The sequence below is a fragment of the Nonomuraea ceibae genome, from assembly GCF_019396325.1.
In the GTDB taxonomy this organism is placed as follows: domain Bacteria; phylum Actinomycetota; class Actinomycetes; order Streptosporangiales; family Streptosporangiaceae; genus Nonomuraea; species Nonomuraea ceibae.
The window spans coordinates 1-12270 of the sequence record NZ_JAHKRO010000182.1 but is presented as its reverse complement, the minus strand read 5'-3'; the positions used below and the strand labels follow the sequence as shown (position 1 = coordinate 12270).

Annotated in this window: 13 protein-coding genes; 4 read left to right on the top strand and 9 right to left on the bottom strand. The window is 73.6% G+C overall.

Annotation, left to right across the window (positions count from 1 at the left end; translation table 11 throughout):
- Positions 1-404, bottom strand: a 404-nt coding sequence (locus tag KME80_RS47655; RefSeq protein ID WP_219518876.1) for a Clp protease N-terminal domain-containing protein, incomplete at its 3' end; no start/stop codon positions are given.
- Between the two features lie 158 nt (positions 405-562).
- Here KME80_RS47655 and KME80_RS47650 point away from each other — a divergent pair.
- From KME80_RS47650 to KME80_RS47640, 3 genes are all read left to right on the top strand, one after another.
- The gene (locus KME80_RS47650; RefSeq protein ID WP_246646974.1) at positions 563-1213 is read left to right on the top strand and encodes a hypothetical protein; all 651 of its coding nucleotides are present in this window, start codon (positions 563-565) and stop codon (positions 1211-1213) included.
- Positions 1214-1255: 42 nt separating this feature from the next.
- Positions 1256-1957, top strand: coding sequence for an organomercurial lyase (gene merB / locus KME80_RS47645; protein WP_219518873.1), 702 nt, complete (start codon positions 1256-1258; stop codon positions 1955-1957).
- Positions 1958-2114: 157 nt separating this feature from the next.
- Positions 2115-2837: a VIT1/CCC1 transporter family protein gene (locus KME80_RS47640; RefSeq protein ID WP_219518870.1), complete on the top strand. Its 723-nt coding sequence runs from the start codon at positions 2115-2117 to the stop codon at positions 2835-2837.
- Between the two features lie 69 nt (positions 2838-2906).
- Here KME80_RS47640 and KME80_RS47635 read toward each other — a convergent pair whose 3' ends face one another.
- The 4 genes from KME80_RS47635 to KME80_RS47620 form a co-directional block, all read right to left on the bottom strand.
- Complete coding sequence (locus tag KME80_RS47635; protein WP_219518867.1) at positions 2907-3542, bottom strand: LysE family translocator; 636 nt, start codon at positions 3540-3542, stop codon at positions 2907-2909.
- 20 nt (positions 3543-3562) lie between these two features.
- Positions 3563-3907: a spore germination protein GerW family protein gene (locus KME80_RS47630; protein WP_219518865.1), complete on the bottom strand. Its 345-nt coding sequence runs from the start codon at positions 3905-3907 to the stop codon at positions 3563-3565.
- A 47-nt stretch (positions 3908-3954) separates the two neighbouring features.
- Positions 3955-5586: a glucose-6-phosphate isomerase gene (gene pgi / locus KME80_RS47625; RefSeq protein ID WP_219518864.1), complete on the bottom strand. Its 1632-nt coding sequence runs from the start codon at positions 5584-5586 to the stop codon at positions 3955-3957.
- 135 nt (positions 5587-5721) lie between these two features.
- On the bottom strand, positions 5722-7425 hold the full coding sequence (locus KME80_RS47620; RefSeq protein WP_219518862.1) for an IlvD/Edd family dehydratase: 1704 nt from the start codon (positions 7423-7425) through the stop codon (positions 5722-5724).
- A 91-nt stretch (positions 7426-7516) separates the two neighbouring features.
- Between KME80_RS47620 and KME80_RS47615 the strand changes: the two genes are divergently transcribed.
- Positions 7517-9820, top strand: coding sequence for a phosphoketolase family protein (locus tag KME80_RS47615; protein WP_219518859.1), 2304 nt, complete (start codon positions 7517-7519; stop codon positions 9818-9820).
- Between the two features lie 13 nt (positions 9821-9833).
- Here KME80_RS47615 and KME80_RS47610 read toward each other — a convergent pair whose 3' ends face one another.
- The 4 genes from KME80_RS47610 to KME80_RS47595 all read right to left on the bottom strand — a co-directional run.
- Positions 9834-10205: a response regulator gene (locus KME80_RS47610; protein ID WP_219518857.1), complete on the bottom strand. Its 372-nt coding sequence runs from the start codon at positions 10203-10205 to the stop codon at positions 9834-9836.
- The gene (locus KME80_RS47605; protein WP_219518854.1) at positions 10202-11242 is read right to left on the bottom strand and encodes a PAS domain-containing sensor histidine kinase; all 1041 of its coding nucleotides are present in this window, start codon (positions 11240-11242) and stop codon (positions 10202-10204) included. Before KME80_RS47605 ends, KME80_RS47610 begins: the two co-directional genes overlap by 4 nt.
- Positions 11243-11270: 28 nt before the next feature.
- Positions 11271-11666, bottom strand: coding sequence for an ATP-binding protein (locus KME80_RS47600; protein WP_219518851.1), 396 nt, complete (start codon positions 11664-11666; stop codon positions 11271-11273).
- A 71-nt stretch (positions 11667-11737) separates the two neighbouring features.
- On the bottom strand, positions 11738-12270 hold a 533-nt coding region (locus KME80_RS47595), incomplete at its 5' end, for a LuxR C-terminal-related transcriptional regulator (RefSeq protein ID WP_219518850.1).

The following is a 12270-nucleotide window of genomic DNA, read 5'->3' as shown; positions in this document are numbered from 1 at the left end:
GGAACGCCGGGGAGGGGGGAGGCCCCTTCCGTGGTTGGGGCGGCGGGGGGGTGGGGGCGGGCGTGGGCGGGGTCGATGTCCATGGCGCGCAGGACGTGCAGGGCGAGGTTGGTGCCCTCGTCGAGCATGGCGGCGAGCAGGTGCTCGGTGCCCACGGCGGGGGCGCGGCCGGCGGCGGCGAGGTCGGCGGCGAGTTTGAGGACCGTGCGGGTGCGGGCGGTGAGGTGGCTGAGCGCCCCGGACGGCCGGTCCGGGTCGAGGTCCGCGGGGACGCTGGCGCGGATCGCCGTCACCCGGCGCACCGCCTGCTCCAGCGCCCGCTGGCAGATGGCCGACACGGGCACCCCCGCCTCCTTGACGGCCTCCGCGAGCTCGTCGGGCAGATAAACGTTGATCTTCGGCACGCGACCTCCTCCTTCGACTATGCCCCCACTATAACCCCACGCGGGTTATATGCTCCCCGAGCTGGAGAAGACTGGCTTTGCCGCGGCCGGGAGCGCAGACTGGAAGGACGGCGATCCCGCGAAACAGTGGAGCACCCGTGGACAACCACCTTGATCACATGCCGGTTCTGTCCCGAGGCAGGCATCGCAACCCCAAGCGGGGCGCCTGCTTCATGGAGCTGGCCTCCTACCTGGCCGGAGAGCGGTGGAGCGACCATCCCGCCTGCACCCATCCGCTGCTGGCGGCCCTCGCCCGGCTGGTCAACGACAACATCGGCGACGCGCAACGCGGCCGGCTCGTGGAGCTCGTCCCGTCGATCATCGGCCTGACCTCCGACGACCTGCGGGTGGACGCCCACATCGCGCTGCGCTGCGCCACGACGGCGCTGCCCGTAGCGGCGGCCGAGCGGCAGCTCGCGCTGGCGGTGTCGGTGCTGGCGGCCGAGGAGATGCTGGCCAGGCTCGACGGCCGGCCGCCGGGGCGGCTGAGCGAACGGAGCCGGGCGGCGATGGAGCAGGTGCCGCAGGCCGCCGCGCAGGCGCGCAGGTTCAGCCGGGCGGCGCGGATCACCGAGAAGGGCTTCCGCCGCTACGCCGCGCCCAACGCGGTCCAGCTCGCCGTGGTGGGCATCGTCCAGGCGTGCGTCCCGGACCCGGACCCGCTGCTGCGTGACCTGCTGGCGGGGGCGATCGCCGACTGCGCCGCCCTCATCCAGGAAAAGGAAGCCCGGCAGGCCGTCACGAACCCTCTCCCGGTCCCCCTGTCCTGAGCGGACCGGGCCGTACCCTTGACCCTCTGGATGGGGGTGGGGATGGACGACGAGGACGTGCGGGTGGCCGTCTACGCCGGGTTCGCCCGTACGGGGCGGGCCCCCGGAGTCGAGGAGCTGGCCGCGACCACCGGCGCCGGGCCCGGCGAGGTGCGGCGGGCGTTGCGGCGGCTGCACGGGGCCCGGGCACTGGTACTGGTACTGGGCGACAACGGCGACAGCGACGAGGGCGAAGGCCAGGGCCAGGGCGGCGCGATCGTCATGGCGCACCCGTTCTCGTCGGTGCCGCTGGGGTTCTCGGTCATGGGCCGGGAGACGCTGTGGTGGGGCGGCTGCGCGTGGGACGCGTTCGCCGTGCCGCACCTGCTCAAGGACGAGCCCGAGGTGCTGGTCGCCACCCGGTGCCCCGGATGCGGGACGCCGCACGCCTGGTCGGTGGGGCGCGCCGCGCCTCCCCCGGGTGAGCAGGTGGCGCACTTCCTGGTCCCGGTGGCCCGCATGTGGGACGACGTCGTGCGGACGTGCTCGAACCAGCGGCTGTTCTGCTCGGCGGGCTGCGTGGACGGATGGCTGGCGCGTACGGGGCTGCCGCGCGGTTACGTGATGGACGTGCCGGCGCTGTGGCGGCTGGCCCGGGGCTGGTACGACGGCCGCCTGGAGCGCGGCTACACCCGCCGGGAGCCGTCCGAGGCCGCCGCGCACTTCGCCGCCGCCGGGCTGGACGGCCCGTTCTGGGGCCTCTGAGACCCCTGCCCCGACGTGCGCCTTTTCTCGTCAACACGTTCGGGAAGCGGTTCCGCCCAAGGGTGGAACCGCAGGTCAGGCAAGCCTCCCCTTCGTTGCGGATCATGCCGACATATGTCTAAATGTCGGACGAGTTGGTCTTATGGGAGGGAATGTCATGACTATTGAGCTGGAGCGGACGTACTCGCCCGAGAAGCACCACAGCCACCGTGACGTGACCGGCGGCTGGCTGCGGCCGGCGGTGTTCGGCGCCATGGACGGCCTGGTGTCCAACTTCGCGTTGATCGCCGGAGTGGTGGGCGCCGCCGGGGCCGGGCGGGGGGCCGTGCTGGCGGGGTTCGCCGGGCTGGTGGCCGGGGCGTGCTCGATGGCGGCGGGCGAGTACACGTCGGTGAAGTCGCAGACCGAGCTGATGCGCGCCGAGATCGCCGTGGAGCGCCAGGAGCTGGCCAGGAACCCGGAGGGCGAGCGGGCCGAGCTGGCCGCGCTCTACCGTTCGCGGGGCCTGGACGCCGAGCTGGCCGACCGGGTGGCGGCGGGCCTGTCGGCCGACCCGGAGCAGGCGCTGCGCGTGCACGTACGGGAGGAGCTGGGCGTGGACCCGGACGACCTGCCGTCGCCGCGCCTGGCCGCCGCCGCGTCGTTCGGCGCGTTCGCGCTGGGCGCGCTGGTGCCGCTGGCGCCGTTCCTGTTCGGGGCGTCGGGGCTGACGCTGGCCGTGGTGCTGAGCGTGCTGGGGCTGTTCGGGTTCGGGGCGGTGGTGGCGGTGATGACGGCCCGCCCGTGGTGGCTGGGCGGCCTGCGCCAGCTCGCGCTCGGCGTGGGCGCGGCCACGGTCACGTTCGGGCTGGGCCACCTGCTGGGCGTGACCATCGCCTGACCGGCCCACGCCCGAGCCGGTACGCGCCCCGCCCCCGTTCCCGGTACGCGCCCCGTACCGGGAAGGGGGTCAGGGGCGGGCGGCGGTGGCGAGGTTGACGCCGAGGGCGACGAGCGCGGCGCCCGTGAGGCCGTCGAGCGTGCGGCGGACGGCGGGCCGGGCGAACGCGCGGCGCAGCGCGCTGACGACGTTGGCCACGGTGAGGAACCACAGCACGGTCCCGGCGAGCGCGATCAGCGACAGCAGCAGCGTGTCGGCGAGCGAGGCCCCCGCGGAGAGGAACTGCGGCACCAGCGCGACGAAGAACAGCGCCGCCTTGGGGTTGAGCACGTTGGTGAGCAGCCCTTCGGCGAAGGCCGCCCACGGCCCCCTGCCGCCCGTGGCGGGCGTGTCGAGGGCGAGCCCGCCGCCGCCCTTGACCGCCGCGCGCAGCGCCTTGGCGCCCAGGTAGAGCAGGTAGGCGGCGCCGACGACCTTGACCACGGTGAACGCCACCGCCGAGGCGGCCAGCAGCGCGGCGACGCCGGTCGCGGCGGCGACGACCCACACGAACACGCCGAGGGAGATGCCCGCGGCGGCGGCCATGCCGTGGCCGCGCCCCGACAGCGCCGAGCGGCGCACCACGACCGCGAAGTCCGGGCCGGGCGACATCGCGCCGAGCATCACCACGCCGCCGAAGGCCACGATCTGCGTCAGAGAGGTCATGGCCCCCAGCGTAGAGGCGATCACCGCTTGCGGCGGCCCCGGCGTTTGAGGATCGCGCGCAGCGTCAGCAGCAGCACGACGGCGACGGCCTGGCCGCCGAGCACGATGCGGTTGACGTCGACGGCGGGCTGCCAGCGGACGTCGCCGTCCTTGACGACGAAGACGCCGGCCGGGGCGGCGGCGACGCCGTAGCCGGAGCCGCTGCCCTGCTCACCCTGCCCGCCGGTGCCCTGGCCGCCCCCGCCGCCGTGGGCGACCCGGGCGACCGGGATGATCGTCACGCCGTCGCGCTCGACGGGTTCGCCGAACACGCGCCCGACCGTCGCGGCGTCCTTGGCCTGATCCACCAGTCGCATGATGTCCATGCGGCCATGCTCTCCCCGCGACGGCCCGGGCGCCAGCGCCCTCGGGGTCAGACGCGCCGTCCGCGCAGCTCGCGGTAGCGGCGCACGAGCAGCTCGGTCGACGGGTCGGGGAACTCGGCGGGCGGCTCGGCGGAGGTGAGCGCGGGCGCCAGGTCGAGCGCCATCTTCTTGCCCAGCTCGACGCCCCACTGATCGAAGGAGTCGACGCCCCAGATCGTGCCCTCGACGAACACGACGTGCTCGTAGAGGGCGACGAGCTGGCCGAGCGTGGAGGGCGTCAGCTTGGGCGCCAGGATGGTGGAGGTGGGCCGGTTGCCCGGCATCACCTTGTGCGGCACGACCTCGGGCGCGGTGCCCTCGGCGGCGATCTCCTCGGCGGTCTTGCCGAACGCCAGCGCCGAGGTCTGCGCCAGCAGGTTGGCGGTGAGCAGGTCGTGCATGCCCTCGTGGTCCTCGTACGGCTCGGCGAAGCCGATGAAGTCGGCCGGGACGAGCCGGGTGCCCTGGTGCAGGAGCTGGTAGAAGGCGTGCTGGCCGTTGGTGCCGGGCTCGCCCCAGAAGATCTCGCCGGTGTCGACGGTGACGGGGGTGCCGTCGGCGCGCACCGACTTGCCGTTGGACTCCATCGTGAGCTGCTGCAGGTAGGCGGGGAAGCGGTGCAGCCGCTGGCTGTAGGGCAGCACGGCGCGCGTCTGGGCGCCGAAGAAGTCGGTGTACCACACCCCGAGGAGGCCGAGCAGCACCGGCATGTTGGCCTCGAACGGGGCGGTGCGGAAGTGGCGGTCGATGGCGTGGAAGCCGGCCAGCATCTCGCGGAACCGGTCGGCCCCGATCGCGATCATGAGGGACAGGCCGATGGCGCCGTCGTAGGAGTAGCGTCCGCCGACCCAGTCCCAGAAGCCGAACATGTTGCCGGTGTCGATGCCGAACTCGGCGACCTTGGCGGCGTTGGTGGAGACGGCGACGAAGTGGCGGGAGACGGCGTCCTCGCCGAGCGCGCCCACCAGCCAGTCGCGGGCCACCTTGGCGTTGGTGAGCGTCTCCAGGGTGGTGAAGGTCTTGGAGCTGACCACGAACAGCGTCGTGGCCGGGTCGAGGCCGCGCAGGTTGCCCGAGATGTCGGCCGGGTCGACGTTGGAGACGAACCGGGCCTCGATGCCGGCGTCGGCGTAGTCGCGCAGCGCCTCGTAGGCCATCGCCGGGCCCAGGTCGGAGCCGCCGATGCCGATGTTGACCACGGTGGTGATGGGCCGCCCGGTGGCGCCGCGCCACTCCTGGGACCGGACCCGGCCGGCGAACTCGCTCATCCGGTCGAGCACCGCGTGCACGTCGCCCGTCACGTCCTGGCCGTCCACGACCAGCTTGTCCCCGGCGGGGGCGCGCAGCGCGGTGTGCAGCACGGCGCGGTCCTCGCTGACGTTGATGTGCTCACCGGTGAACATCGCCTCGACGCGCTCACGCAGCCCGGCCCGCTCGGCCAGGCGCACCAGCAGGCCGATGGTCTCCTCGGTGGCACGGTGCTTGGCGTAGTCGAGGTAGAGGTCGCCGGCGGTCACCGTCATGCGGGCGGCCCGGCCGGGATCGTCCGCGAACAGCTCGCGCAGATGCCTGCCCGCCAGCTCCTCATGATGCTTCTCCAGGGCCGCCCACTCCTGGCTCCGGGTGATGTCGCCGCTCACGTTTCCTCCTGGCACCGTCAATCCGATCTCATCCGGCCGATCACCGCCGGCCGGTCACATCGTCCCGCAACCCCGTACCCCCCGGTCCTCATTCCGCGCATGGCGGAGCGGACTCTTTGCCGGCCGGTTTGCCGGTCAGTGGGAATCGCGGCCCACGGCGTCGCCGCTCGACCCGCGCAGGAAGTCCAGGTCGGCGCCCTGGTGGGCCTGGTTCACGTGGTCGATGTAGAGGCGTTCCCAGCCGCGGGCGGGCCTGGCGTGGCCGTCGGCGACGGGCGGCCTGGAGTTCAGCTCGGCGTCGGGGATGTCGACGTCGAGCCGCCGGGCGGCCACGTCGAGCACGATCGGGTCGCCGGTGCGGACCCTGGCCAGCGGCCCGCCGGCGGCGGCCTCGGGCGAGGCGTGCAGCACGACGGTGCCGTAGGCGGTGCCGCTCATCCGGGCGTCGCTGACGCGGACCATGTCGCGCACGCCCTTGGCCAGCAGCTTGGCGGGCAGCGGCAGGTTGCCGACCTCGGGCATGCCGGGGTAACCCTTGGGGCCGCAGCCGCGCAGCACCAGCACGGAGGTCTCGTCCACGTCCAGGTCGGGCGAGTCGAGCCGGGCGTGGACGTCCTCGACGCTGTCGAAGACGACGGCGCGGCCGCGGTGGCGCAGCAGCTCGGGCGAGGCGGCGGCGGGCTTGATGACGGCGCCCGACGGCGCCAGGTTGCCGCGCAGCACGGCGATGCCGGCGTCGGGCAGGAGCGGGTCGGCGCGCCGCCTGATGACGGTCTCGTCCCAGATGCGGGCGTCGTCCAGGCAGGCGGACAGCGGCGCGCCCATGACGGTGGGCTCGTCGTGGAGCAGGTCGGCGACCTCCTTGAGCAGGGCGCGCAGCCCGCCCGCCCGGTGAAGGTCGTCCATGAGGTGGCGTCCGGCGGGCTGCAGGTCCGCCAGCAGCGGCACGCCCGACCCGGTGCGGTCGAAGTCGTCGAGGTCGAGCTCGACGCCGAGGCGGCCGGCGATGGCCAGCAGGTGGATGACGGCGTTGGTGGAGCCGCCGATGGCGGCGAGCGTGACGATCGCGTTGAGGAACGCGCCGCGCGTCATGACGTCGCTCGGCCGGCGTCCCTCGCGGACCAGGCCGACGGCCAGGCGGCCGGCCTCGTGGGAGCGTTCGAGCAGGCGGCTGTCGGCGGCGGGGATGCCGGCGGTGCCGGGGATCGTCATGCCGAGCGCCTCGGCCATGCAGGCCATGGTGGAGGCGGTGCCCATCGTGTTGCAGTGGCCCCGGCTGCGGATCATGGAGGATTCGGAGTCGAGGAACGCCTCGCGCGACAGCGTGCCGGCGCGCACCTCCTCGCTGAGCCGCCACACGTCGGTGCCGCAGCCGAGCGGGACGCCGCGGAAGTGGCCGGTGAGCATCGGCCCGCCGGGCATGACGACGGCCGGCAGGTCGACCGAGGAGGCGGCCATGAGCAGCGACGGGATCGTCTTGTCGCAGCCGCCGAGGAGCACGACGCCGTCGATCGGGTTGGCGCGCAGCATCTCCTCGACGGACATGGCGGCCAGGTTGCGCCAGAGCATGGCGGTGGGGCGGACGTTCGTCTCGCCGAGCGACATCACGGGCAGGTTGAGCGGGACGCCGCCGGCGGCCCAGACGCCGTCGGAGACGCTGCGGGCCACCTCGCCGAGGTGGGAGTTGCAGGGGGTCAGGTCGGAGGCGGTGTTGGCGATGGCGATGTGCGGCCGCTCGCCGTCGAAGGCCTCGCGCGGTAAGCCTCTGCGCATCCAGGCCCGGTGGATGTAGGAGTTCCTGTCGTCGCCCGAATACCACCGTGAGCTTCTCAGCGCCATGCCGGCACTGTAGCCGAGCGTCCGGCTCCGCTCCCGTACCCGCTCACGGCCCGCCGCTTACGCCCCGGCCCGCCGGGGCAGGGGGCACGGCATGGACCATGTCGACGCATACTGGCGCGCGGCCAACTACCTGTCGGTCGGCCAGATCTACCTGCTGGACAACCCGCTGCTGAGCGAGCCGCTGCGGCCGGAGCACATCAAGCCGCGCCTGCTCGGCCACTGGGGCACCACACCGGGCCTGAACTTCTGCTTCGCCCACCTGAACCGGGTGATCCGGGAGCGGGACCAGGACATGATCTACATCGCCGGCCCCGGCCACGGCGGCCCGGCGGCGGTGGCGCACGCGTGGCTGGAGGGCTCCTACACCGAGCGCTACCCGGACGTCACGCGGGACGCGGAGGGGATGCGGCGGCTGTTCCGGCAGTTCTCCTTCCCCGGCGGGGTGCCCAGCCACGTGGCGCCGGAGACGCCGGGGTCCATCCACGAGGGCGGAGAGCTCGGCTACGCGCTGGCGCACGCCTACGGGGCCGCGTTCGACAACCCGGACCTGGTGGTGGCGTGCGTCATCGGCGACGGCGAGGCCGAGACGGGCCCCCTCGCCGCGAGCTGGCACTCCAACAAGCTGCTGGACCACGAGCGTGACGGCGTCGTGCTGCCGATCCTCCACCTGAACGGCTACAAGATCGCCAACCCGACGCTGCTGGCCCGCATCCCGGAGGCCGACCTGCTCAAACTCCTGGAGGGGTACGGGTACCGCCCGCACGTCGTGGGCCCGGACCACGGCGAGATGGCGGCCACCCTGGACGAGGCGTTCGAGGAGATCGCCGCCTACCGGGAGGGCGCGGACCGCAGGCTCCCGATGATCGTGCTGCGCACGCCGAAGGGCTGGACGGGCCCGCGCGAGGTCGACGGGCTGCCGGTGGAGGGCACCTGGCGCGCCCACCAGGTGCCGCTGGCGGCGGTGCGCGACAACGCCGAGCACCTGGCGATGCTGGAGGAGTGGATGCGCTCCTACCGGCCGGAGGAGCTGTTCGACACCGGCGGCCGGCCGGTCGCGGGCGTCCTCGGCACGGTCCCCGAGGGCGGGCGCCGGATGAGCGCCAACCCGCACGCCAACGGCGGCGAGCTGCTGTCTCCGCTGCGGCTGCCCGACTTCCGCGGGTTCGCCGTCGAGGTCAAGTCACCGGCGACGCAGGCGAGCGAGCCGACCAAGGTCCTCGGCACGCTGCTGCGCGAGGTCATCAGGGACAATCCGCGCACGTTCCGGCTGATGGGCCCGGACGAGACCGCCTCCAACCGGCTCAGCGCCGTCTTCGACGCCACCGACCGGGCCTGGAACGCCGAGCGGCTGCCCACCGACGAGCACCTGGCGCCCGGCGGCCGGGTGATGGAGGTGCTGAGCGAGCACCTGTGCCAGGGCTGGCTGGAGGGCTACCTGCTGACCGGCAGGCACGGGCTGTTCAACTGCTACGAGGCGTTCATCCACATCGTGGACTCGATGTTCAACCAGCACGCCAAGTGGCTGGAGTCGTCGCAGAAGATCCCCTGGCGGCGGCCGGTGGCGTCGCTGACGTACCTGCTGTCGTCGCACGTGTGGCGGCAGGACCACAACGGCTTCAGCCACCAGGACCCGGGCTTCCTGGACGTGGTCGTCAACAAGAAGGCGTCGGTGGTGCGCGTCTACCTGCCGCCGGACGCCAACACGCTGCTGTCGGTGGCCGACCACTGCCTGCGCTCGCGCGACTACGTGAACGTGATCGTGGCGGGCAAGCAGCCGGTGCTCGACCTGTTCACCATGGACGAGGCGATCGCCCACTGCACGCGCGGCCTGGGCATCCTGCCGTGGGCCTCCAGCGACGCGGGCGCCGAGCCCGACGTGGTGCTCGCCTGCGCCGGCGACGTGCCCACGCTGGAGACGCTGGCGGCGGCCGCGATCCTGCGCGAGGAGCTGCCGGACCTGAAGGTGCGGGTCGTCAACGTGGTGGACCTCATGCGGCTGCAGCCGTCGTCGGAGCACCCGCACGGCATGTCCGACGCCGAGTTCGACACGCTGTTCACCACGGACAGGCCGATCATCTTCGACTTCCACGGCTACCCGACGCTGATCCACCAGCTCACCTACCGCCGCCACGGCCACGCCAACCTGCACGTGCGCGGCTACAAGGAGGAGGGCACCACGACCACGCCGTTCGACATGGCGATGCTCAACGACATCGACCGCTTCCACCTGGTCATGGACGTCGTCGACCGGGTCCCCGGCCTCGGCGCCCGGGCCGCCCACCTGCGCCAGCGGATGGCCGACGCCCGTCTCCAGGCCCGCGCCCACACCCGGCTGCACGGCGAGGACGCCCCCGCGATCAGCTCGTGGACCTGGCCGGACACGTCCATGTCCTGAGCGCCGTGCGGGTTCAGCCGGTGGCGGCCCGGCGCACCGCCGCCACGATGGCCGTGTTGGGCAGGCCCTTGAGCAGGTACGTGGTCACGCCCGCCTGGCGCATCTCGTCCACCGAGGCGGAGTCGCCGTAGGCGGAGAACGCCACGACGCGGGTGGCGGGCGAGCGGCGGCGGATCTCGCGGGCCGCCCACGCGCCGCCGCCGGGCATCCGCACGTCCAGGACCGCCACCGCCGGCCGGTGCAGCTCCGCCAGCTCGGCCGCCTCGCCCGCGTCGGCCGCCACCGCCACCACGGTCAGCCCCGGCTCGGCCTCCAGCACCTCGGCCAGCACCTCCCTGATCAGCGGCTCGTCATCGGCGACCAGCACCGTGACCGGGTCGCTCACGGCTCGCCCCGGGAGACGGCGGGCACCCAGAACTCGACCGTCGCCCCCTCTCCCGGGTTGCCGCGCACGGCGCACCAGCCGCCCGCGATCTCGGCGCGCTCCCGCATCTCGATCAGCCCGAAATGGCCGGGTTCGGGGTCGTTCTCCCCGGCGTGCTCGAAGCCGTGGCCGTCGTCGTTCACCCAGACGTGCACGCCCTGCTCGGCCGAGGCCAGCCGGACCGTAACCGCGCGGGCGCGGGCGTGCTTGCGGACGTTCGTCAGCGCCTCCTGGCAGATGCGGAAGATCGTGATCGACGTCTCCGGCGGCGGCTCGGCCGCCAGGTCGTGGGTCAGCTCGTAGGTGAGCCCGTCGCCCGACACCACCTGGTCCAGGTAGCGGGTCAGCCCCTCGACCAGGCCGGTGCTGTCGATGCCCGGCGGGTGCAGCCGGAAGGTGAGGTTGCGCAGCCGGCCCACGGCGGCGTCGACCGTGTCGTTGAGCCGCGTCACCGCCGCCTGGTGCTCGCCCGTCAGCCGCGTGGCCAGCAGTTGCAGCCGCATGCCGACCGCCACCATGGACTGGATCGTGTCGTCGTGCACGTCCCAGGCGATGCGCCGGCGCTCCATCTCCTGCGCGTGGACCAGGTGCGCCAGCAGCCTGCCGCGCTCGTCCAGCGCCCGCTCGACCGCGCGCCGCTCGGTCAGGTCGCGCGTCACCTTGCCGAACCCGCGCAGCCGCCCCTGGTCGTCGCGCAGCGCGGTGATGATCACGTTCGCCCAGAACCGGGTGCCGTCCTTGCGGACGCGCCAGCCCTCGTCCTCCAGCCGGCCCTCCGCGACGGCCACCTCCAGCTCGCGCGCCGGTTTGCCCGCCGCCACGTCGGCGGGCGGGTAGAGCGCCGAGAAGTGGCGGCCGACGATCTCGCCGGCGGTCCACCCCTTGATGCGCTCGGCGCCGGCGTTCCAGCTCACGATGTGTCCGCGCGGGTCCAGCATGAAGATCGCGTAGTCGACGACGTTCTGGACCAGCAGCTCCAGGTCGCTCTGCTCGGGCATACCGCAGCTTCGCACAGCCGCGCGCTCGTCACACCGCCCGCTCCCCGGCTGTCAGCTCGCACCAGACCACCTTCCCGCCCGTGTGCGGCGTGACGCCCCAGCGGGTGCACAGCTCGCCGATGACGTGCAGGCCCCAGCCGTCGGCCGGTCCGGGCATGCGCGCCTCCGGCAGCCGCTCCGCGTCGTCGCCGACCTCGACGCGGACGTGCCACGAGCCGCCGGTGATGCGCAGCACCGGCTCGCCCGAGCCGTGCCGCAGCGCGTTGGTGACCAGCTCCGACACCACCAGCAGCACGTCGTCGCGGGAGCCGTGGTAGTCCCAGGCGTCCATGGCGTCGCGGGCGATCCGCCGGGCCGTCGTGATGCTGCCCATCTCCTCGGCCAGGCGGTGCTCCAGCCTGAACGGCCCGACCTCCGTGCCCATGCCTTTACTGTCGGGCAGCGCGCCCGTCGATCACGAGACGCATCCGCCCCGGTCCGCCTGGTGCAAACGCATCAGTCGAGCAGGCCCTTCCGGCGGGCGATCGCCACCGCCTCCAGCTTCGAGCGGGCCCCCAGCTTCTCCAGGACGTGCTGCACGTGGTTGCGCACCGTGTTGCGCGCCACCCCGAGCCGCCTGCTCATCTGCTCGGTGCTCACCCCGTCGGCGAGCAGGAGCAGCGTCTCCCGTTCGCGCCCGGTGAGCGTCCCGCCCGGGCCGCGGTCCCGGCCCGCCAGCCGGTCGAGCACCCCGGGCAGCAGCGCCGGCCCGAACACCACGCCGCCCGCCGCCACCTCGCGGACCGCCGACTCCAGCTCCCGCAGCGGCGACGTCTTCACCACCAGGCCCGCTCCCCCGGCCTCCACCACCCGCGCGGCCACGTCCGCCGACGCCTCGGCCGTCAGCACCAGCACGCGCGCGCCCGGCGCCGCCTCCCGGATGCGGCCGATCGCCGCGACGCCGTCGCCGTCGGGCAGCCGCCGGTCCAGCACCACCACGTCGGGACGCCACCTCCCGGCGCCGGGCACCGCCCCCCCCCCCGTCGCGG

Coding starts and splice junctions, on each gene's coding strand:
- KME80_RS47620 (WP_219518862.1), bottom strand. CDS start 7,425: ATGGCGCTGAGAAGCTCACGGTGGTATTCGGGCGACGACAGGAACTCC.
- KME80_RS47635 (WP_219518867.1), bottom strand. CDS start 3,542: ATGACCTCTCTGACGCAGATCGTGGCCTTCGGCGGCGTGGTGATGCTC.
- KME80_RS47615 (WP_219518859.1), top strand. CDS start 7,517: ATGGACCATGTCGACGCATACTGGCGCGCGGCCAACTACCTGTCGGTC.
- KME80_RS47600 (WP_219518851.1), bottom strand. CDS start 11,666: ATGGGCACGGAGGTCGGGCCGTTCAGGCTGGAGCACCGCCTGGCCGAG.
- KME80_RS47650 (WP_246646974.1), top strand. CDS start 563: ATGCCGGTTCTGTCCCGAGGCAGGCATCGCAACCCCAAGCGGGGCGCC.
- KME80_RS47640 (WP_219518870.1), top strand. CDS start 2,115: ATGACTATTGAGCTGGAGCGGACGTACTCGCCCGAGAAGCACCACAGC.
- KME80_RS47605 (WP_219518854.1), bottom strand. CDS start 11,242: ATGCCCGAGCAGAGCGACCTGGAGCTGCTGGTCCAGAACGTCGTCGAC.
- merB (WP_219518873.1), top strand. CDS start 1,256: ATGGACGACGAGGACGTGCGGGTGGCCGTCTACGCCGGGTTCGCCCGT.
- KME80_RS47630 (WP_219518865.1), bottom strand. CDS start 3,907: ATGGACATCATGCGACTGGTGGATCAGGCCAAGGACGCCGCGACGGTC.